General features: G+C 33.8%; 17 protein-coding genes. 7 read left to right on the forward strand and 10 right to left on the reverse strand.

The features are described from left to right. Positions 1–11: 11 nt before the first annotated feature. Positions 12–2,456 (reverse strand): TonB-dependent receptor, encoded by a 2,445-nt coding sequence (locus DOS84_RS11970; protein ID WP_111410364.1) that lies wholly within the window; start codon positions 2,454–2,456, stop codon positions 12–14. 82 nt (positions 2,457–2,538) lie between these two features. Next, entirely contained in the window at positions 2,539–2,880 is a 342-nt protein-coding gene (gene arsC, locus DOS84_RS11975; RefSeq protein WP_111410365.1) for an arsenate reductase (glutaredoxin), read from the reverse strand. Positions 2,881–2,986: 106 nt separating this feature from the next. Between arsC and DOS84_RS11980 the strand changes: the two genes are divergently transcribed. Together DOS84_RS11980 and DOS84_RS11985 are read left to right on the forward strand one after the other, a co-directional pair. Beyond that, complete coding sequence (locus DOS84_RS11980; protein ID WP_111410366.1) at positions 2,987–3,904, forward strand: CPBP family intramembrane glutamic endopeptidase; 918 nt, start codon at positions 2,987–2,989, stop codon at positions 3,902–3,904. A 36-nt stretch (positions 3,905–3,940) separates the two neighbouring features. Beyond that, positions 3,941–4,993, forward strand: coding sequence for an AMP-binding protein (locus DOS84_RS11985; protein WP_111410367.1), 1,053 nt, complete (start codon positions 3,941–3,943; stop codon positions 4,991–4,993). A gap of 80 nt (positions 4,994–5,073) precedes the next feature. Here the strand turns inward: DOS84_RS11985 and DOS84_RS11990 are convergent, their stop codons facing one another. The 3 genes from DOS84_RS11990 to glgP all read right to left on the reverse strand — a co-directional run bounded on the left by DOS84_RS11990 (position 5,074) and on the right by glgP (position 9,266). Continuing rightward, a complete protein-coding gene (locus DOS84_RS11990; protein WP_111410368.1) occupies positions 5,074–5,505 on the reverse strand; it encodes a DoxX family protein in 432 nt (143 codons plus the stop codon). 282 nt (positions 5,506–5,787) lie between these two features. Then, positions 5,788–7,416 (reverse strand): acyl-CoA carboxylase subunit beta, encoded by a 1,629-nt coding sequence (locus DOS84_RS11995; protein WP_111410369.1) that lies wholly within the window; start codon positions 7,414–7,416, stop codon positions 5,788–5,790. A gap of 185 nt (positions 7,417–7,601) precedes the next feature. Next, the gene (glgP, locus tag DOS84_RS12000) at positions 7,602–9,266 is read right to left on the reverse strand and encodes an alpha-glucan family phosphorylase (protein WP_111410370.1); all 1,665 of its coding nucleotides are present in this window, start codon (positions 9,264–9,266) and stop codon (positions 7,602–7,604) included. A gap of 323 nt (positions 9,267–9,589) precedes the next feature. On the opposite strand from glgP, the gene DOS84_RS12005 reads away from it, so the two are divergent. After that, positions 9,590–10,492, forward strand: a complete 903-nt coding sequence (locus DOS84_RS12005) for a phospholipase A (RefSeq protein WP_243636372.1) — start codon at positions 9,590–9,592, stop codon at positions 10,490–10,492. Positions 10,493–10,570: 78 nt separating this feature from the next. On the opposite strand, the gene prfB is transcribed toward DOS84_RS12005, so the two are convergent. Beyond that, positions 10,571–11,669 (reverse strand): peptide chain release factor 2 gene (gene prfB / locus DOS84_RS12010; RefSeq protein WP_111410371.1). Its coding sequence is split into 2 segments (ribosomal slippage): positions 10,571–11,605 and positions 11,607–11,669, totalling 1,098 coding nucleotides; the frame shifts between segments, so codons are not numbered across the junction. A gap of 175 nt (positions 11,670–11,844) precedes the next feature. Here prfB and DOS84_RS12015 point away from each other — a divergent pair. Continuing rightward, positions 11,845–12,870, forward strand: a complete 1,026-nt coding sequence (locus DOS84_RS12015) for a threonine aldolase family protein (RefSeq protein WP_111410372.1) — start codon at positions 11,845–11,847, stop codon at positions 12,868–12,870. 153 nt (positions 12,871–13,023) lie between these two features. Here DOS84_RS12015 and DOS84_RS12020 read toward each other — a convergent pair whose 3' ends face one another. Beyond that, positions 13,024–13,344, reverse strand: coding sequence for a YbaB/EbfC family nucleoid-associated protein (locus tag DOS84_RS12020; protein WP_077370337.1), 321 nt, complete (start codon positions 13,342–13,344; stop codon positions 13,024–13,026). Positions 13,345–13,483: 139 nt separating this feature from the next. Between DOS84_RS12020 and DOS84_RS12025 the strand changes: the two genes are divergently transcribed. The 3 genes from DOS84_RS12025 to DOS84_RS12035 all read left to right on the forward strand — a co-directional run bounded on the left by DOS84_RS12025 (position 13,484) and on the right by DOS84_RS12035 (position 18,001). Continuing rightward, on the forward strand, positions 13,484–15,544 hold the full coding sequence (locus DOS84_RS12025) for a S9 family peptidase (protein WP_111410373.1): 2,061 nt from the start codon (positions 13,484–13,486) through the stop codon (positions 15,542–15,544). A gap of 73 nt (positions 15,545–15,617) precedes the next feature. Beyond that, complete coding sequence (capA, locus tag DOS84_RS12030; RefSeq protein WP_111410374.1) at positions 15,618–16,658, forward strand: cysteate synthase; 1,041 nt, start codon at positions 15,618–15,620, stop codon at positions 16,656–16,658. A gap of 398 nt (positions 16,659–17,056) precedes the next feature. Next, complete coding sequence (locus DOS84_RS12035) at positions 17,057–18,001, forward strand: LamG domain-containing protein (RefSeq protein WP_111410500.1); 945 nt, start codon at positions 17,057–17,059, stop codon at positions 17,999–18,001. A 76-nt stretch (positions 18,002–18,077) separates the two neighbouring features. Here the strand turns inward: DOS84_RS12035 and DOS84_RS12040 are convergent, their stop codons facing one another. From DOS84_RS12040 to gcvT, 3 genes are all read right to left on the reverse strand, one after another. Beyond that, positions 18,078–18,788: a YebC/PmpR family DNA-binding transcriptional regulator gene (locus DOS84_RS12040; RefSeq protein ID WP_111410375.1), complete on the reverse strand. Its 711-nt coding sequence runs from the start codon at positions 18,786–18,788 to the stop codon at positions 18,078–18,080. A gap of 87 nt (positions 18,789–18,875) precedes the next feature. Then, positions 18,876–20,921 carry a S41 family peptidase gene (locus tag DOS84_RS12045; protein WP_111410376.1) on the reverse strand — a complete coding sequence of 682 codons (2,046 nt, stop codon included), beginning with the start codon at positions 20,919–20,921 and terminating at the stop codon, positions 18,876–18,878. Between the two features lie 8 nt (positions 20,922–20,929). Next, positions 20,930–22,012 carry a glycine cleavage system aminomethyltransferase GcvT gene (gene gcvT / locus DOS84_RS12050; RefSeq protein ID WP_111410377.1) on the reverse strand — a complete coding sequence of 361 codons (1,083 nt, stop codon included), beginning with the start codon at positions 22,010–22,012 and terminating at the stop codon, positions 20,930–20,932. Between the last annotated feature and the right edge of the window lie 224 nt (positions 22,013–22,236).

Here is a 22,236-nt window from a genome sequence, read left to right on the forward strand (position 1 = left end):
GGTGTTTGAAATTATCCTGGGAAATCTGCATCTCCACCACCTTCATTTTTAGGCTGTGCATTCTTTTCTTTATCGTTTTTAGATTTATTGAAACGGTAAGTGAACGATAAATTGAATTGACGTTTACGAAATTGCATTTCACTATATGATGTTTGGTTTTCAAGATAAGTATAAGATCTCATAATTCTCGTGTTGAAAATATCACTAATATTGAACGCTAATGTAGCTTTGTCTTTCATTAGATCTTTACTTAAAGCCGTGTTCATGCTAAACTGATCTAAACTTTTTCCTTGTGCTGTTTTTTGAGCCCCATTGTAGGTAGCATTTAATTGCCAGTCGATTTTGTATGGCAACGTTAGTTTTGAACCAATTCTGGCGAACCAATTATTTGCCTGGTTATCAAGATTTTGAACTATAAGGTCACCGTTTGTATCCGTATAGCTGTGCTCTCCAGTTGTTTTTACATTATATAAATTGAAATTACTGTTTATTCTCCATATTTTGAACGGGTTGTAATTTAGTGTAAACTCAAAACCAAATTTTTGTTCTTTTCCTAAGTTAATTGGTTGACTTTTAATTACCGGAATTCCATTTACATCATCACCTGTAGGAGATCGTACAAAGCTGAAAACATCTTTGGTGTTTTCAAAATAAGCAGATGTATTAAATGTTACTTTTTCCCAGCGTTTGATATATCCAACATCAAATTTGTCAGTTAGTGAAGGGTCTAAGTCAGGATTTCCTTGAAAAATATTAACGTTACTTGAATAGTTTACAGCAGGGTTCATGAAACGTCCTCTTGGTCTTGTTAAACGTTTGCTGTAGCTTGTAGTAAAGTTACTTTGATCTGAAATTTCATAACTGATAAAAGCACTTGGAAACAAGTTGTTGTACTTTTTGGTATTGAAATCGTTGGTGTCTAATAAGTTTACATGAATATTGGTGTCTTCCCAACGTAACCCAAATAAATAAGAGATTTTATTCTTTTTAAAGCCATACTGGGTATAAACAGCATTGATGTTTTCTTTGTATTCCAAAGTGTTTGATAAATTATCTATTCTTAATCCTTGATCGTCAAGAACATAATATTCGTTATTTAAATCACCAAAATTCCCTTTATATCCAGCTTCAAACTGACTTCCTTCTCCTAGTGGGAGTACATAATCGGCCTGTAATTGTCCTTGTTTTTGAACTTGGTTATTTAAGGTGTTGTTGTAATTGTCAGAACCTGTAATAATGCTTTGGCTGTCATCAGTATTTCTTGAGATAGATGCATCAACAGTAAGTTTGTGTCCTTTATCGTTGAAGTTTTTAATTAGGTTTGAAGTATATGAGGCGTTTTCACTACCAGTATCTCCAGTGTTCAAACGGTAAGTGGAACCCGTAAAAGTATGGGATGCATCATAGTTGTTGTAGTTGATTAAATCATTGTCATCACCACTATTCTTTTCGTAATTGATAGCATTTGTCCAATAAGTATTCGGTGCTACTGTCCATTCAACACCAGCTCTTCCATTAAAACCATCTCTGGTTCTCTTTGTTTCACGATCTTCATCTAAAAAGTTTTTAATAGAACCGTCTTCATTAAAATATTCTGAATTGGTTTTACCGCCGCCTTCATTTGTTCTGTGGTTGTAACCCGCAGTAGTGAAATAGTTAAATTTTTCTGTTTTATAATTCACATTAGCACTTAAACCATAAGTCTCAGGAATACCTGTTGACGCTATAATAGTTCCGTTGAAACCTTGGTTTTTTCCTTTTTTAAGGATAATATTGATTATTCCAGAACCACCTTCCGCATCATATCGTGCTGATGGATTAGTGATAACTTCAACTTTATCAATGGCATCAGCAGGAAGTTGTCTTAAAGCTTCTGCAATATTTACGGCATAGGATGGTCTTCCATCGATTAAAATTCGGACATTGTCACTTCCTCTTAAGCTTACATTTCCTTCGGTATCAACAGAAACAGAAGGGACATTGTCTAAAACATCACTTACGGTTCCTCCTTTTACCATCATATCCTGACCAACGTTGTATACTTTTTTGTCCAGCTTTATTTCAACTGATGATTTTTCGGCACGAACAACTACTTCGTTCAATTGTGAAGCATCATCTTCAAGTGCAATGGTGCCAAGTGAAGTTTTCTCGGCTATATTTTTTCCTTTTATCTCGATTGATTTAAAGGAAATAAATTCAATAGAGATATCATAAATTCCAGGAACTACATCAGCTTCAAATTCCCCTTTTTTATTTGTAATCCCTCCGGAAAGGGCTTTAGGATTTTTTTGATTTTTTAAGGTGACAGTAGCGTCTTCTAAGGGTTGGTTGCTGTTTTTGGCTACAATTTTTCCGGTCACTTTGATTTTGCTGAATGTTGGAAGACCTTGTTGAGCAAAGTTGGATAGTCCTAAAAATAGAAACAATAGGACTACTGTAAATTTAAAATTTTTCATTTAGTAATAAGTAAGATTTCTCTATTGGATAGAGAAACCAATAAAAGGTTTAAAGATGATTTTCTTAAAATAATGTTAATATCTATATAAATGGAATTACCTTATCCAAATCACGACCGACAATTGCTTTATCTCCATTAACTACGATTGGTCTTTCAATAAGAATAGGATTTTCGACCATCGCTTGAATTATTTCATTTTCAGTCAATGTTTTTCCTTTGAAATTTTCGATCCAGATAGCTTCTTTTTGGCGAACAAGCTCAATTGGTGTTAAATTTAGTTTTTGAAGTAATGTGGTCAACTCAGCTGCTGTTGGTGGAGTGTTGAGATAATTGATGATTTCAATTTCTTTATTGGATTCTTTCAAAACGAGTAAGCAGTTTCTTGATTTTCCGCAACGTTGATTGTGGTATATTTGTATCATTTTTGTAGGTGAGATTTGGTTTATACTAAAATAAAAAACTACTTTAGTTCGAACAAAAATAAGATTTGAAATACCATTTTAATTAAAATTATAGAAAAAATAACAAATGTTTATAGAACAAGGAATTGACAGAAATAATAAATTTTGGAAATATATTTTAGGTTCAATGTTTATAATTGGGGCTTCTTTTGTGGGGCAGTTACCAATGTTGACATTGCTATTGTTTCAAACTTCTTTTCGGGGGAAAACTTATCCAACCACCGATGAAGAATTGTTGCATTTTTTTGAACCAAATTTGAATTTGTTTTTACTACTCATTTCGTTTGTGTTCACTTTAGGCGGAATTTGCTTTGTAGTTCGGTTTTTGCATAAGCAAACATTGCTTTCCATTGTTACAGGCAGGAAAAAAATGGATTGGAAAAGAGTGTTTTTCTCTTTTTTTGTATGGTCGCTATTTACAATAATTTCAACACTGTTGATGTGTTATTTAAATCCATCAGATTTTAAAATTAATTTTCAACTCATTCCTTTCTTGATTTTAGTCGTTATTGCCACTCTTTTGGTACCAATTCAAACCAGTGTTGAAGAATTAATTTTTCGTGGTTATTTAATGCAGGGATTTGCCAATTTGTCGAGGAATAAATGGTTTCCGTTATTGACGACATCCAGTATTTTTGGATTGATGCATTTTTTCAATCCAGAAGTAGCTAAGATGGGCAATATACTTATGATTTACTATATTGGAACAGGACTTTTGTTAGGAATAATGACTTTAATGGATGATGGAATGGAATTGGCTTTGGGTTTCCATGCTGCAAATAATTTAATTGGAGCATTATTGGTAACATCGGATTGGTCTGCTTTTCAAACTTATTCCATTTTTAAAGATATCTCAGAACCTAAGGCTGGACTTGATATTATCTTCCCTGTTGTTGTTATTTATCCTCTACTTTTGCTTATATTTGGCTTAAAATACAATTGGTCTGGTTGGAAAGAAAAACTAACAGGACGTATTGTAAAATAGTCTAAATTAAATACCCAAAAAATCAAAACAACCATTATGGATAATACAATAACATACAAGAATGTGCACAACCATTTTAAATTAAATGGATTTCATTTGACAAAAGAAGATTTATGCAGAATAGCTTATAGTTTTATAAAAGAAGGAGAAGATTTTGAGCAGTCGGTCGGTGATTTTTTATTAGACTGGTTTGATGACAAACCATATATCGACATGTATACTTCAGGAACGACAGGAAACCCAAAATCTATTAGGATTGAGAAAGATGCAATGGTTAAATCAGCTATAGCAACTGGAGATTTTTTTGATCTTCAGCCTGGAAATAGAGTTTTGCATTGTTTGCCTGCCAATTATGTTGCGGGCAAAATGATGTTTGTCCGTTCTTTTATCTTAGGCTTGGATATGGATTTTGTACCCCCAAGCTCTCATCCTTTGGAACATAATGATCAAAAGTATGATTTTGCGGCTATGGTACCGCTCCAAGCCAAGAATTCAATTGACAAATTATCGAATATTAAAAAGATAATAATTGGCGGAGTAAAAATTCATAAATCATTGGAACAGGAATTGATTAAATTACCAGTCGATATTTATGAAACCTATGGAATGACAGAAACAATTACACATATTGCTGCCAAGAAAGTGGGAGTGGAAGCTTTTACCACATTGCCTCACGTAACCGTTTCGGTTAATGAAAATCAATGTTTGGAAATTGTAGCCAAAAATATTGGGAGCGAAAAAATAGTAACCAATGATATCGTAAAATTGATTTCAGATAATCAGTTTATTTGGTTAGGACGTTTTGATAACGTAATTAATAGTGGAGGAATAAAAATTATGCCGGAGCAAGTGGAGGCTAAATTATCTACTCTAATACCAAGACGCTATTTTGTGAATGGAGAGCCTGACGAAACTTTAGGAGAAAAAGTTGTTCTTTATGTAGAAGGCTCACCTATGGATATTGACCATTCTGTATTTGATGTTTTGGATAAATATGAAAAACCAAAAGAAATTGTTTTTATTCCTAAATTTAAAGAAACAGCTACCGGTAAAATAATGAGAGAAGAAAGCAAAAATATAACTGTCTAAATAAAGACTAATAGATACAAATAAAAAAGAGAGGATGGTTATTCCTCTCTTTTTTGTTTTGATATAAATTTTGGTTCGAATCATTTTTGCATTTTAAAAAAATAATCCGCCGAATTTTTTCCGCTTCCGTAGATTAGGAAAAATATGCATACTGCTAGTGTTAGTATTGCTAATAGTAAATTTTGGTGATGCATTTGTCCCATAAAATTAATAATAATGGCGCAGATTAAAATAGGTAATTGAGATATGATGGCCCAACGTGTCAGCAGGCCAAAGAAAATTAAAATACCTCCAATTAAATGTGCTGGTGCTATATAATGAATTAGAAACATACCAGCTCCAATACGGTCTATTTTGTCTATTGGTGTTAATAAGTCAACTAAATATTGAATGTTTGAAAAGAAATAGACTCCTTTCATAAATAGAAAAACGCCAAGAGCCATTCTAAGTAAATCCACGGGTAAATAAGTATGTGCATTGGCCCACTTATTTAAGCTTTTTACATTGTTCATATTGTCTTAAGTTTTAAATTAGTTACACTAAGTTACTAATAATTAATGATATATGAATAGTATTTTGTGATATTTATTATTGATATCTCTTTTATTTAATATTGTAATTATACTATTAATAAAAGGGTGTTGATAAAAATAGTATACTTGATCGTTTACTGTTTTTTAAAGGAGGTTTATTTTAAGTCTTGTGTAGTTGGTTATTTTCTGTTTTTTTTATAAAAAAAACTCCTAAAAAATAGGAGTTTTATAAAATCTTCAAAAACCTGAATTAATTTACTATTAAACCTGAATTACACCTAAATTAAATTTCTTTTCGATAGGAGCGTGGTTAGCGGCTTCAATACCCATAGATATCCAAGTTCTAGTTTCTAGAGGGTCTATAATTGCATCCGTCCATAAATGAGCGGCGGCATAATAAGGGGAAACCTGTTCGTCATAACGGGCTTTAATTTTGGCAAATAATTCGGCTTCTTTGGCTTCGTCCACAATTTCGCCTTTTCCTTTTAGAGAAGAAGCTTCAATCTGTGCCAATACTTTGGCTGCTTGTGTACCTCCCATTACAGCCAGTTCTGCACTTGGCCAAGCAAAGATTAATCGAGGGTCGAATGCTTTACCGCACATGGCATAGTTTCCCGCACCATATGAATTTCCAACTACGACGGTGAATTTCGGTACCACCGAATTGGAAACGGCATTTACCATTTTGGCGCCGTCTTTTATGATTCCGCCATGTTCGGATTTTGAACCGACCATGAATCCAGTCACATCTTGAACAAAAACCAATGGAATTTTCTTTTGATTGCAATTGGCAATGAATCGGGTTGCTTTATCTGCAGAATCCGAATAGATTACACCGCCAAATTGCATTTCACCTTTGGTTGTTTTAACCACTTTTCTTTGATTGGCAACTATTCCGACGGCCCAGCCGTCAATTCTGGCATAACCCGTAATAAGCGATTGACCATAACCTTCTTTGTATGCTTCAAATTCAGAATTATCTACCAATCGATTGATGATTTCCATCATGTCATATTGTTCGTTTCTGGCTTTTGGCAAAATGCCGTAGATGTCTTTTTCGTCTAAGGCAGGTTTTTCTGCTTTGATGCGATTGAATCCTGCTTTGTCAAAATCACCGATTTTATCGACAATATTTTTTATTTTGTCTAATGCATCTTTGTCATCTTTTGCTTTGTAATCTGTTACTCCAGAAATCTCACAATGTGTTGTCGCTCCACCCAAAGTTTCATTATCGATACTTTCGCCAATGGCAGCTTTGACCAAATAACTTCCGGCCAAGAAAATACTTCCTGTTTTGTCTACAATTAGAGCTTCATCACTCATAATAGGCAGGTAAGCACCTCCAGCAACACAACTACCCATTACTGCCGCAATTTGTGTAATTCCCATACTGCTCATTATGGCGTTGTTTCTAAAAATACGACCAAAATGTTCCTTGTCTGGAAAAATTTCGTCTTGCAATGGCAAATAAACACCAGCACTATCCACCAAGTAGATGATTGGTAAACGATTTTCCATTGCAATTTCCTGTGCTCTAAGGTTTTTCTTTGCAGTAATAGGGAACCAAGCACCTGCTTTTACAGTGGCATCATTAGCTACGACAATGCATTGTTTTCCTTTGATGTATCCTATTTTGACAATTACACCTCCTGATGGGCATCCTCCATGTTCAGCGTACATTTTTTTACCTGCAAAAGCGCCAATCTCAATAGATTTTGCATTCTCGTCCAATAGATAATCAATACGTTCCCTGGCAGTCATTTTGCCTTCGGCGTGAAGTTTTTCGATTCGTTTTTCGCCACCTCCAAGTTTGACTTTGGCAAATTTTTGTCTGAGTTCAGACAGTAAAAGTTTATTGTGATCTTCGTTTTTATTGAAGTTTAAATCCATAGGTGTAAAATGTATTTTTTGTAAAGAGTGCTAATTTACGAAAACGATTGAAATTTTTCTATTTATATGAAAATTTTTAAATTTTTAGCAATTTAATGTTCTTTAAAATCATATAAAAATAAAAACCTCGCTATTTTTCCAGATAACGAGGTTCAATATTTAATTTTAATTCTAAAATTATGGATTTAGTTGTACATTTTTGTATAATATTCGTCGACCATTCGGGCAGAATCAAAATAGGGTACAATTTGTTTCATGCTAGTTTCTACCAGATCCCACCATTCTTCGGGTGTGTCGTAATATAACGGCAGTATTTCGTCTTCCAGCATTCGATATAAATTATCTAAATCCATTTGATCTTGTTGGTAAGAAGGTAAATTGTGATCGACAATTGGTAACACAAACGAATTTTTGGTTTGATTTAAATCTTTGAATTCACGAACCCATCCGTCATTAGTCGAAAAATTAATGGAACCATTCATAGCGGCAGTTACTCCCGATGTTCCGGAAGCTTCTCTGGTTACTCTTGGATTGTTTAGCCAAATATCGGATCCTTTCTTTAATTGACGGGATAATTTTAATTCATGACCTATAAGCACCGCCATATTCTTGAATTCTTTACTGATATGCGAAAGATTGTCAAAATTATGAATGGCTCCATAATCTGTTGGGTATGGTTTGCCTGCAAAAATAATTTGAATAGGTCTTTCGGTATCGTTCATTAAACTTTTGAATTTTTCAAAATTGCGAGTAATCAAATCGGGTCTTTTATAATCTGCAAAGCGCCTTGCCCATACAATAGTAAGAATTTCGGGGTCAAATATTTTTCCTGTTTGATCTGCTACAACTTCAAATAGTTTGGTTTTAAGTCTCTTTTTTCGATTTATTAATTCTTCCCGGTCTTTACTTGCATGAGCATCATCTAGCCAAGGATCTACCCAGTACTTTTTGTTCTGGGCATTGGTGATATGCGTTATTGGACAAATTCCGCTGAAATCTTTCCACATATCCCTAGAAACTTCTCCGTGCAATTTGGATACTCCATTTGCTTTGTGGCTCAATCGTAATGCCACTAGGGAGTGGTTGAAAGTGTTGTCTTGAATTCCTGTTATTTCTCTAACAGTTTCTAGAGGTATACCGTCAAAAAAACTTAAATTTTCGAGTAGATAAATATCGTGTTTTTCATTTCCGGCTTCTTCTGGAGTGTGGGTAGTAAAAACCATTTTTTCTCTGATTTTTTCAACGCTTTTGTATTTATTGTACAAATGAAAGACTGAAGAAACGGCATGTGCTTCATTCAAATGATAGATATCCGGTTCGTAGTCCAAAGCGTCCAATAATTTGGCTCCGCCTAATCCTAAAACCATTGTTTGGGCTATTTTGGCACTTGGATCAGAATCGTATAATCTGAATGTTGTTGATTTGGCCAGATAATCGTTCTCTGGCAAGTCAGTGGAGAGGAAAAACATGGGCACCGTCCCAAAGATTTCCGGTTTCAGGAAATAAGCCCTAATCCAAACATCATGATTGTTTATTTTTATGGTGAATCGTATGTTGGTATCTTCAAGGAAGCTATAGTTCTTTTCCCTGAAAAGTGAACCCATCGAAAGATCTTCTTTTAGGTATTGGTCATAATATCCTTTTTTCCACAAAATTCCGATTCCGATTAAGTTTTGTTTTAAATCATATGCAGAACGCATGTGCGATCCTGCTAAAAAACCCAATCCTCCAGAATAGATTTTAAGGCATTGATCGATTGCAAATTCCATGGAGAAATAGACTGCTGACTTTTTATATTTTTTATCAAATGCGTATGGATGTTTGTATTTTTCGGGTAAACTCTTACTCATATTTTGCAGGTATTTAAAGTTTGATACCTAACAAATTTAAATAATTTGTTTGTTAAATTGTGCGTTTGAATGTTATATATTGTGTTTGTATATTATTATTTATCAGTTTCTTGAGCGATATCGTTTTAGAGATGGTTAATGTAAAATTTGTAAGTGATTTTAAATCTAAAGAGCTTATTTATAGTTTGAATTTTTAAATTATCCTTAAATACTTTTTATTAATTTAAATTCAAAAACTAAAACGTGAATTATATAAATTTTAAAACAAAAAGTATAACAGCTGGTCTTTAGCGTGATTCTAAATTTGGGCAAAATTTAAAGCTGTGCTAAAAAAAATCTCATTCATTTTATTTTTTCTTTCTGTTTTTTCATCAAATGCTCAAGTTCAAGCTTTATTCAATGATAAAGTTGAACTGAAAACCATGGTTTCCCGTTGGGAATTAGACTCCACTGCTGCTAGAGGGACTTTTTTGGTTACTCCTTACAAAGCTATTTATGTTTTACCTTTTGTATGGACTAGTAATCCAAATGAGCAGCCCCATTCGGGAAATCCATCACCAGAATATATCCCGCCAGCTAAGGTTGATTATGATGTTGTCGAGATGAAATTCCAGCTGAGTTTTAAAACTAAAATTTTGCAGGGTTTTTTGTGGGGACATGCCGATTTGTGGGTAGCTTACACCCAAATATCGCATTGGCAAATATATAATTCAGAATTATCACGTCCATTCCGGGAGATTAATTATGAACCCGAAGTAATTCTTAATTTTCCTGTAAAGTTTAATGTATTTGGATTTAAGACCAGAATGATTGGTGTTTCATTTGATCATGAATCAAATGGAAAAAGCTATCCCAATACCAGAAGCTGGAATAGGGTTATTATGATGACTGGTTTCGAACGAAAAAATTGGAATATTTACATTAGACCTTGGTATGTAGTTCCGGAATCCAAAGGGGATAATCCCGATATTTCAAACTATATAGGTAATGCAGATGTGAATATTATTTATTCCAAAAACCGAAGTGTTTTAACTTTTATAGGAAGTCATAATTTTAGTTTTAATGGAAAAATGAGAGGGAGTTCCACCTTTTCCTGGGCTTATCCAATAAAAGGAAATCTTAGAGGATACTTGCAGGTTTCACACGGTTATGGAAATTCATTGATTGATTATAATCACGATCAAACTACGGTTGGTGTTGGAGTTTCATTAATTGAATGGCAGTAGTTTTTTTCTAGTTTTCAGTTAACAGATAGCAGTATTCAGTTAGTAGAAAACTGGAAACTGCTATCTGAACACTGCAAACTATTCTTCTTCGCGTTGTCCCATCATCATCAGGTAGGCTTTTAGAAAGCCATCGATATTTCCGTTCATTACGCTGTCAACGTCGCTGGTTTCATGTCCAGTTCTTACGTCTTTTACGAGTTTATATGGTTGCATTACGTAATTACGTATTTGTGATCCCCATTCAATTTTCATTTTTCCGGCTTCAATATCGCTGCGTTGCTCTTGTTGTTTTTTAAGCTCAATTTCATACAATTGAGAACGCAACATTTGCATCGCCCTGGTTCTGTTGTCGTGTTGTGAACGAGTTTCGGAACACTGAATCTGAATTCCAGTTGGTTTGTGGGTCAATTGCACTTTGGTTTCCACCTTATTTACGTTTTGACCTCCCGCACCACTCGAACGCGCGGTTACGATTTCGATATCGGCAGGGTTGATTTCAATTTCAATCGTGTCGTCAACCAATGGATACACATAAACCGACGCAAAAGATGTATGCCTTTTGGCATTACTGTCAAAAGGGGAGATGCGCACCAATCGGTGAACTCCATTTTCGCCTTTGAGGTATCCAAAAGAATAATCACCTTCTATTTCGAGAGTTACGGTTTTTATTCCTGCTGCATCTCCTTTTTGGAAATTCAGTTCCCTGATTTTGTAACCTTCTTTTTCGGCCCACATCATGTACATACGCATGAGCATTTCTGCCCAATCACAACTTTCGGTACCACCGGCTCCGGCTGTAATTTGAAGTACGGCACTCAAAGAATCACCTTCTTCCGAAAGCATATTTTTGAACTCTATAGCTTCAATATGAGCTTGAGTTAAATCGTACTGACTGTCTAGTTCTTCGACGGTTAGTTCTCCTTCTTTGTAGAAATCATAAGCAAGTTGCAACTCCTCTGTCATATCGACAGCTTTGTTGTAATCTTCAATCCATTTCTTTTTGCTTCTAAGGTTTTTTACAATGATTTCGGCTTCTTTTGCATTGTTCCAAAATTCGGGAGCAAAAGTTTTCTCTTCTTCGTTGGCAATTTCGATAAGCTTGGCATCAACGTCAAAGATACCTCCTCAACGCACCAAGGCGTTCCACAATACCTTTTATTTGTTCGGTAGTTGTCATAAATTATAGTAGTTTTGTGTCGAAAATTATTGGGTTAGCAGTATTAGCCCTGATAGCAGTGGAAATCCTTTTCTATTTTTTCTTTAAAAATAGAAAAGATTGCAGCGGATAGCAGGATTAGCTCCTAATAATTTTACTAGTTTTGAATGCAAAAATAGGATTTAGTTTTTAGATTATGGAAATAAATTTGATAAGCGATACGATTACTAAGCCATCGGTTGAAATGTTGCAATACATGTTTAATGCCGAAGTGGGGGACGATGTATACAAGCAAGATCCTACGGTAATTGCTCTTGAAGCACGATTGGCTGCAATGTTTGGTATGGAGGCGGGGCTTTTTTTCCCGTCGGGAACTATGGCTAATCAAACAGCGATTAAGTTACATACCCAGCCTGGGGAGCAATTAATTGCCGATAAATACGCGCATGTATATCATTATGAAGGTGGAGGAGTATCGTTTAATAGCGGTGTTTCTTGTTGTTTACTGGATGGAAATAGAGGAATGATTACGGCCGAGCAAGTGGCTGGAGCGATAAATGATCCTGAGTTTTATCACAGTCCATTGACGAGTTTGGTGTGTGTGGAAAATACCACAAATAAGGGAGGAGGAGCTTGTTATGATCTGGAAGAATTAAAAAAAATAAAGGCGGTTTGTGTTGCTAATAATTTAAAATACCATTTGGATGGTGCCCGAATTTGGAATGCAATTGTGGCCAAGAAACAGCATCCGAGAGAATTTGGGGCGTTGTTTGATACGATTTCGGTTTGTTTGTCCAAAGGATTGGGAGCACCGATTGGGTCGGTTCTCTTGTCGGATAAAAAGACTATTCACAGAGCCTTGCGCATCCGAAAAATTTTAGGAGGAGGTATGCGTCAGGTTGGATATCTGGCGGCGGCTGGAAATTTTGCTTTGGATAATAATATTGCCAAATTGGTAGATGACCACAGAAGAGCGCGAGAAATTGCCGAAGTTTTGTCACGCCAACTTTGGATAGGAAAAATTGAACCAGTAGAAACAAATATCTTAATTTTTTCGCTACGTGAAGGCTTGAATGAAAAATTCTTTATTGAGAAATTGAAAGAGAAAAATATTCTGATTAGTGCCTTGGGACATGGAAAACTAAGAATTGTGACGCATCTGGATTATAAAGAAGTGATGCATACTTATGTTTTGGAAACCTTGCAGAAGATTGTTTTTTAAAAGTTTAAATTGGTTTAAAAATTAAAGTTGTTTAAGACGTTTTTATGTAATAAGTAAATTTATTCTATCATACATAGCAAAGCCCAAATTCTATAATCAGAATTTGGGCTTTGTTTTGTTGAAAACACTTGTTTTTGATTTTTTAACCCTTTCTTACTTAAACATATCTTCCATTCCAGGAATCATTGGCATGTCCATTTTGGCAACGGCATCCAATTCGGCTTGGTTGATTTTAGCCGCTTTTTCTATCGCTTTGTTTAAAACTAGAATCAAGTAATCTTCTAGTTGTTCTTTGTCTTCCAATAACGAATCATCAATAGTGATTGATTTTATTTTGGTATTGGCAGTTAGAGTAACTTTTAATAAATTGTCACTACTTTGTTCGTCAATTAGTACGGTGTCTAAACGTTTTTTAGTATCTTCGATTTTCTGTTGGGTTTCTCTAAGTTTACCCATCATTCCCATTAAATCCATTTTGCTGATTTTTAAAAATTGAAATGCAAATTTACGTAATTACGGGCTTATAATGAAGAAGTAATTTGTTTAAGTGCATTAATTATTAGCTGTCTTTATACTATTTTTGTAAATCTATATTAAATTAACAGCACCAGCGATGTCAAAAACTATACAGCCTCCAATAGCCAAAATTATACCGAAAAAGCTAAAAAAACATAATGAAATAAGAATTGATAATTATTATTGGTTAAATGACAGAGAAAATCCTGAAGTTATTGATTATTTGAATCAAGAGAATGCTTATTATCAGGCGAAAACGGCACATACCAAAGATTTTCAAAAAGTTCTTTTTGAAGAGATGAAAAGTAGAATTAAGGAAGATGACCAATCTGTTCCTTATTTGTACAATGGATATTATTATATTACTCGTTTTGAAAAAGGGAAAGATTACCCGATTTATTCCCGAAAAAAAGAAAGCCTTTCGGCAAAAGAAGAGATATTGTTCGATTGTAATGAAATGGCAATGGGTAAGCCGTATTTTCAATTGGGAGCTTTGAGTATAAGTCCAGATAATAAATTAGCACTGTTTAGTTATGATATTGTTGGAAGACGCATTTATACCATTCAAATCAAGAATCTGGAAACCAATGAAATTCTGGAAGATAAAATTGAGAATGTCACTGGAAATGCTGTTTGGGCAAATGATAATAAAACTATTTTTTACTCAGATCAAGACGATGTTACGTTGCGTTCCGATAAAATTTTCAAGCATAAATTAGGCACAAAACAAAGCGATGATGTTTTGGTTTATTTTGAAAAAGATGAGACTTTTAATGTTGAAATTGCGAAGTCCAAGTCTAGAAAATATTTGGCTATAGAATCCAGCAGTACGCTTACAACTGAATATCAAATTTTGGATGCCGATAGTCCTGATGGAGAATTTAAAATTTTTCAAAAAAGGGTTAGAGGGTTGGAATACAGTATCAATCATTATGGGGATAGTTTTTATATTTTGACCAATAAAGACAAAGCCGAAAACTTCAAATTAATGAAGACTTCTGTTAATAAAACTTCAAAGGCAAATTGGGTGGAAGTAATTGCACATAGAAAAGATGTTTTATTGGAAGATATTGAGATATTCAAAGATTTTTTGGTTGTTGAAGAACGTGAAAACGGTTTGAATAAAATACGAATTATGCCTTGGAGTGGAGATGGGGAGTATTATCTGCCTTTTGAGAGCGAAACATACACAGCTTACACGAGTTCAAATGTTGATTTTGATACAGATGTATTGCGTTACGGTTACCAATCGATGACTACACCTTCATCAATTATTGATTTCAATATGAGGACTAAGACGAAAGAAATCAAGAAGGAGCAAGAGGTCTTAGGAGGGAAATTTGATAAAAATAATTATACGGAAGAACGTGTTTGGGCTACAGCTCAAGATGGTGTTAAAATACCCATTTCAATGGTGTATAAGAAAGGATTGAAGAAAGATGGCACTAATCCTTTGCTTCAATATGCTTATGGTTCTTACGGTCATTCTATGGATGCTACTTTTTCATCTACACGATTGACTTTATTAGATAGAGGTTTTATTTTTGCTATAGCTCATATTCGTGGAGGAGAAGATTTGGGAAGACAATGGTATGAGGACGGAAAGTTGTTAAAAAAGATAAATACATTTACTGATTTTATAGATTGTTCTAAGTTTCTAATTGGCGAAAAATACACTTCACCTAAACATTTATATGCAGAAGGTGGTTCTGCCGGCGGTTTATTGATGGGAGTTGTTGTAAATATGGCGCCTGAATTATATAATGGAATTATTGCACAAGTCGCTTTTGTGGATGTTATAACCACAATGCTCGATGATAGTATTCCGCTTACAACAGGAGAATATGATGAATGGGGAAATCCAAACGTTCGAAAGTATTATGATTATATGTTATCCTATTCCCCTTATGACAATGTATTGCCGCAAAAATATCCCAATATGTATGTGTCAACAGGATTGCATGATTCTCAAGTACAATATTGGGAACCAGCTAAATGGGTGGCTAAATTACGGGCTTTAAAAACAGATAATAACCTCTTGTTTTTGGATACAAACATGGATGCAGGACATGGTGGAGCTTCTGGTCGCTTTGAAGCTATTAAGGAATTGGCAAAAGAGTATAGTTTTTTATTAGATTTAGAGAAAATTGAAAACTAATTAGATTTTTTTTGTTAGATTTGCATCATATCGGGGTAAATTAAAAAAATGCTCTTAGATAAACTATTTTTTTATGAAAGAAGAAATAAATGCTTATAATAATGTTTTAGAGTTAATAGGTAATACTCCACTTATTAGGCTAAATAGTATAACCGAGAATTTAAAGGGTAACTTCTACGCTAAGGTTGAATCCTTTAATCCGGGTCATTCTTCGAAAGATAGAATTGCTTTATACATCATCGAAGAAGCAGAAAAGCAAGGAATTTTATCACCGGGCGACACCATAATTGAAACTACCTCTGGGAATACAGGATTTAGTTTGGCAATGGTTAGCATCATTAAAGGATACAATTGTATTCTAGCGGTAAGTTCAAAATCTTCAAAAGATAAAATTGATATGTTAAGGAGCCTGGGGGCAAAAGTGTATGTTTGCCCAGCACACGTTTCTGCAGACGATGACCGATCTTATTATAATGTAGCCAAGCGCTTGCATGAAGAAACTAAAGGTTCTGTTTATATTAATCAATATTTTAATCAATTAAATATAGATGCACATTATAAGTCGACTGGACCAGAAATATGGAAGCAAACAAATGGTCAAATAACGCATCTAGTTGCTTGTAGCGGAACCGGAGGAACAATTTCGGGGACGGCTAAATACTTAAAAGAGCAAAATCCAAATGTTAAGATACTTGGTGTTGATGCTTTTGGTTCTGTTTTAAAAAAATACCATGAAACTAAAGAATTTGATAATGATGAAATCTACCCTTATAGAATAGAAGGATTAGGTAAAAATTTAATCCCATCTGCTACAGATTTTGATATAATAGATAAATTTATAAAAGTGTCCGATGAGGAAAGTGCCCATTCTGCAAGAGAGATTACAAGAAAAGAAGGATTATTTGTTGGGTATACTTCAGGTGCAGTAATGCAGGCAATCAAGCAATATGCTGAAGAAGGAGAATTTGATGAAAACAGTAATGTTGTTGCTATCTTTCCTGATCATGGTTCTCGATATATGAGTAAAGTGTTTAGTGATGAATGGATGAATGATCAAGGATTTTTTGATAGTATTAATGAAGAAGAAGCTCAGAAAGTTGAATTTATAAAGTAAGAATCAGCTTTTATTTAATATAAAAACTCCAGTTTAAAACTGGAGTTTTTTTTGCGCCTAAAATTCAGAATTTCAGAAAGTTAGAAAGTTAGATTGTTTTTTTGATAAAGTTTGTTTGACATTACTCTAATATGTAGAAAAATTGCTTTGTCTTTGGATCGGGTTTTTACTGAATTAATTATTAAAATGATATAAGGTCTTGATTTGTAAAGCTTTTGATGTGGGTTTTATTAGATGTTTGGTAATAATTATGAACTTTATTATTGCTTTTTGGTGGATTTAACGAGTATTTTAACTCTTTGTCGGAATTTTTAGGTATAGATATAATCTAGTCATAGATTTGAAATTAATAAATGAGGCCACATTATTTATTTCAGCAAATTTTAAACCTACAACCTATGAAAAGATTATTACTCCTTACAGTTGTGTTTGTATTTACTTTTTTAGCTAATGCTCAAACACCAATCCAAGAATTTAATTTTGATGGTACATTTAGTAATACAAAAAATGATATTTCATTTTCTGGTAATGCTAAATTTGTAAGTGATAGAACAGGTGTTGCCAATAGCGCTATACGTGTTACAAATAGCTACATGGAAGTGACAGTACTTAATTTACCTGTTGCCAATTCGTCGAGAACAGTTTCAATTTGGGTAAAATACAATGATATAACTACTGCGAATTATGTTTGGGGCTATGGATCTTCCTATAATGCACGGTATTTTGGTTTGCTACAACAAAGTACAGCAACTGCAAAATCTGATTTAAATCTTGCCGGTTGGGGATCAGCAAATGATGTAATCATAACCACTACACTTGCTCAAAATACATGGTATAATTATGTAGTTACTTATGATGGTCTTACTTCAAAGATTTATAGAAACGGGGAGCTGATTAAATCTTCGATAAGCCCAAGAAAATTGACTTCCGGTATCGTTTTTGCTATTGGTAAAATGGGAAAAACTGTAAGTATTAATGCTGATATTGATGATTTAAAAATATATGATGTTGCTTTGTCTGATGATGAAGTAGCGAAATTATATAACAGTAGTCCTGTTTTAGCTCCAAATGATATTCCTGTAGTAAGTACAACTGTCAAAAAAGGCGGTAAAAAAGCAACAATAAAGACTAATGTTGCTCCTGTGAGACAAGAGCTAGTGTTGTCTAGTCCTGTTGAAACAACTATTATTAAATCTTCTGAAATTTATTCTACACAAGGTTTAAAAGTGTTTTCGAGTAATAGAAATCAGATTGACATTGCTACTCTTCCGGAAGGCACTTATTTATTACAAATCAAAAATTCTGCGCAAAATTCAAACGCGCAAAAGTTAACGGTTAAATAAAAATTTTGTTTATAGTAAAATGAAAAAGGCCAAACTTTTAAGTTCAGCCTTTTTTTATTTTATATAGTTGCAAGAATTACTCTTCCATTGTATGATAAACGTTCATCACGTCATCATCTTCTTCCATTTTTTCAATTAACTTCTCAACATCGGCCATTTCGGCTTCAGTTAATTTTTTAGTAATCTGTGGGATTCTTTCAAAACCAGAAGATAATATTTCTAATTTTCTGCTTTCTAATTCTTTCTGAATAGTTCCAAAACTTCCAAAAGGAGCGTAAATTAAAATTCCGTCTTCATCTTCGAAAACTTCTTCAGCTCCAAAATCAATTAATTCAAGTTCTAATTCTTCTGGATCAATACCTTCTTTTGGGATTCTAAAATTACAAGTATGGTCAAACATGAATTCTACAGAACCTTGCGTTCCCATAGTTCCATTACATTTGTTGAAATAACTTCGAACGTTTGCTACCGTTCTATTGTTGTTGTCCGTTGCTGTTTCGATTAAAAGAGCAATTCCGTGAGGAGCATAACCTTCAAATAATACTTCTTTATAGTTGGCAGTGTCTTTATCGGTAGCTTTTTTTATCGCGCGTTCGACATTTTCTTTAGGCATGTTGGCTGCCTTGGCATTTTGAATTACGGCTCTTAATCTTGAATTGGCTTCAGGATTTGGGCCACCTTCTTTTACCGCCATTACAATATCTTTACCAATTCTGGTAAAGGCTTTGGCCATTGCAGACCAACGTTTCATTTTTCTACCTTTTCGGAACTCAAATGCTCTTCCCATTTCTTATTATTATTTTGAATTGCAAAAATACAGCTATTCCTTATTTTTTCAAAAGCCTACGGAAAATCTTTTGCAAAATAGTGCTTATTAATTCTGTTTATTTTGTTTTAATGTTTTGTAATCGGCTATAATGGCTATTGCTTCATTAAGATAGTGATTGGATTTTAAATTATCAAGTTGCATTTTGTTGTATTCGATAAGTGAAGGATAAATTTCAAGTAATGATTTGTTGTACTCTGAATTGGATACGTTTAAATGCAAATCATCTGTTTTGAAATTATTGATTTCCTCGGACAAATTATTAATATTGTTTTGGTTTTCAAAAACTGCTTCCAATGTCATTGGGATTTCAAATTTCGATTTCTTTATAACTGCATCAATCTTCATATTTAGAGCAATAATTGAATTGAAATATGGGTCTTGGGCTACTCTAATTCTACTTTTTTGGGCAAGAGATTCAATTAATTCATTGCTTACATAGGGAGTAAAACGAATTCTTGAATTTAAACTTTCATTTTTTAAGGCTGTTGGAAAACCGCTTTCTTTTTGAAAAACATCTTGATAGATAGTTGGAATTTGGACATCTGGAATAACTCCAACGGCCTGATGACTTTTTCCAGTGATTCTATAAAATTTACTAATGGTCAGTTTTACAAAATGTTGGTCGTCATCTTTTTCTAAGGGAACAATAGTTTGCATGGTAGCTTTTCCTAGGGAAGTGCTTCCTATCAAAAGTGCTCGGTTGTAATCTTGCATAATTGAGGCAAAAAACTCGCTTGCTGAGGCTGAATTTCCATTGATTATAATAACAATTGGGCCTTTGTAAATGACTCCCCTATACGGGTCGTTTATCACGGACAATTCTTTTTTGTTATCAACCACTATGGATATTGGTCCATAATCAATAAATAAGCCGGCTAACTTTACAGCTTCTTCCATTGACCCTCCTCCATTATCTGTCAAATCAAGAACCAACCCTTTAACATTGTCTTTCATTAATTTAATGGTTTCTTTGGCAACATCTTGGGCGCAGCCCTTACTGTTTCCTCCTTCAAAATTAGAGTAGAAACTAGGTATTTTTATATAGCCGATCTTGGAGTCTTTATCAATTATGAAGCTGTATACTGTGTTTTCTTCGTCTTTTAAGACTTGTTTTTCAATATTTACTTTGAAACTCTTTCCTGAATTTCGTTTAATTGTTAGTGTTATATTGGTATTCAATTCCGATGACATCAGAGTGGCTATGGATTCCAAAGATGAACAGGAAACTTCAAGTGTTTCTTTTTGATTGGAAACGGCAATAATTTGATCTCCTTTTTTGATTTTCCCAGTCCTAAATGCTGGTCCATTTGGGTCAATTTCGTCTACAATAATTTCGTTTTTATCATTTAGACTGACGCCCAATCCCAATGAAAGTCTTTCTTTGGATAAAGTTGATACAAAACTAGATTTGGTGTCGTTACTAAAATAATTAGTATGTGGGTCAAAATAACCACAAAAAATATTAAAAAGATTGTCTTCAAATGATCTGCCATCAGAAAGTAAAGCATTGATTTTACAAAGCTCATTTTCGATAATACTCTTTTTTGATGTATTGCTCATCGAATTAAAATTGAGTTTCAACGAATCTAAGTTTTTACTTTTTTCAGAGATATCATTGTATACTTCAAACCTAATTTTTTTATTAAGGGCTTTCTCCACATCATTTTCTTTCAAATAGAAATTAAAGTCTCTTTGTTTGAATCTAATCGTATCTTTTATAGTGAAATCAATAGTTTCTCGGTTGAGTTTTTCTAAAATAGATTTATTTCTGAGCAGTGATTTTTTATATTCATCTTTAATATCTGTTATAAAAAAACAATCTTTCTTTAAGATGAGATTGTCAAGATTAAGTCGATATTTTTTTGACAATGTATCAACTTGTGATTTTAAAAAAATGTTTCTAGAGGGATCTAATTCGTCAAATAACTCATCAAAAAGATAAGCCGATAAACTGTCGTCTACCGGCTTTGGACTAAAATGCTCTTTTTGGAGTAATTTATTTATTTTGAATAAAATATCACAACTTGTATCACTATTTTGCGCAAATAGTGAGAATGTGGAAAAAAGAAATACAAATGTGATTTTTTTCATATAAATATTTATTTTTTATAAAATGGGAGTTTTACCACTTTGGCAGGTACGTCATTTTTTCTAATTCTAATGTAAATATCACTATCTACTGCGCTATTAGTTGTTGTAACGTAACCCAAACCAATTCCTTTGTTCATGGAAGGCGACATAGTTCCAGATGTTACAATTCCAATTATAGCTCCAGAACTGTCAACTATTTCATAGTCATGTCTCGGCACTGCACGCTCTTGCATTTCGAAAGCTACTAATTTTTTAGTTACGCCTTGTTCTTTTTGCTTTTTTAAATTGTCAGAATTAGTGAATTCTTTATTGAATTTGGTAATCCATCCTAATCCTGCTTCTAGAGGTGACGTCGTATCGTTAATATCGTTACCGTACAAACAGAATCCCATTTCTAATCGCAAAGTATCTCTTGCTGCCAAACCAATAGGTTTGATTCCATAAGCAGCTCCAGCCTCAAAAACTTTGTTCCAAATGGTTTCTACCTGGTCGTTTTTGCAATAAATTTCAAATCCACCCGAACCTGTATACCCAGTTGCAGAAATGATAACATTAGGGAAACCTGCAAAATCAGCTACTTCGAAATGGTAATAAGCAATGGCCGATAAATCTATAGAAGATAAGGACTGCATCGCCTCAACTGCTTTTGGTCCTTGTATCGCCAATAAAGAATAATCATCTGAAAGATTTTTCATTTCAACCCCCAAATCATTATGAGCCGAAATCCAATCCCAGTCTTTGTCAATATTTGAAGCATTTACAACCAGTAAATATTGCTCTTCTTTCATTTTGTAGATAATTAAATCATCTACAATTCCACCGTCATTATTTGGCAAACAAGAATACTGTGCTCTTCCAATGGTCAAAGTTGATGCATCATTCGAAGTTACTTTTTGGATCAAAGCCAATGCATTTGGGCCAGAAAGTATAAATTCACCCATATGTGACACATCAAAAACACCTACTGCATTTCGAACCGTCTCATGTTCAGCATTTACCCCTTCATAAAGAATTGGCATATTATATCCAGCAAACGGTAGCATTTTCGCTCCCAAACCCTCATGTATGTGCGTTAAAGCAGTATTTTTCATTGTTTTTATTTATAATTATTAAAGTGCTAATTTATAGTTTTTATTTTGCTTGGCAAAGCCTGTAAACGCTGAAATGCATTTAAAAAAAATACCTTCTATAAAATGCTGTTTATAATCGACAATGGACAAATCGTGATACTTATTTACTTCTTCAGTTCTCAAAAGTTCATGTGGGCGTAACCCCATAGTTGAAAATCGCAGTCGTTCCTCCTTTATTTTTAACT

The sequence above is a fragment of the Flavobacterium aquariorum genome (assembly GCF_003254745.1).
Classification (GTDB): Bacteria; Bacteroidota; Bacteroidia; order Flavobacteriales; family Flavobacteriaceae; genus Flavobacterium; species Flavobacterium aquariorum.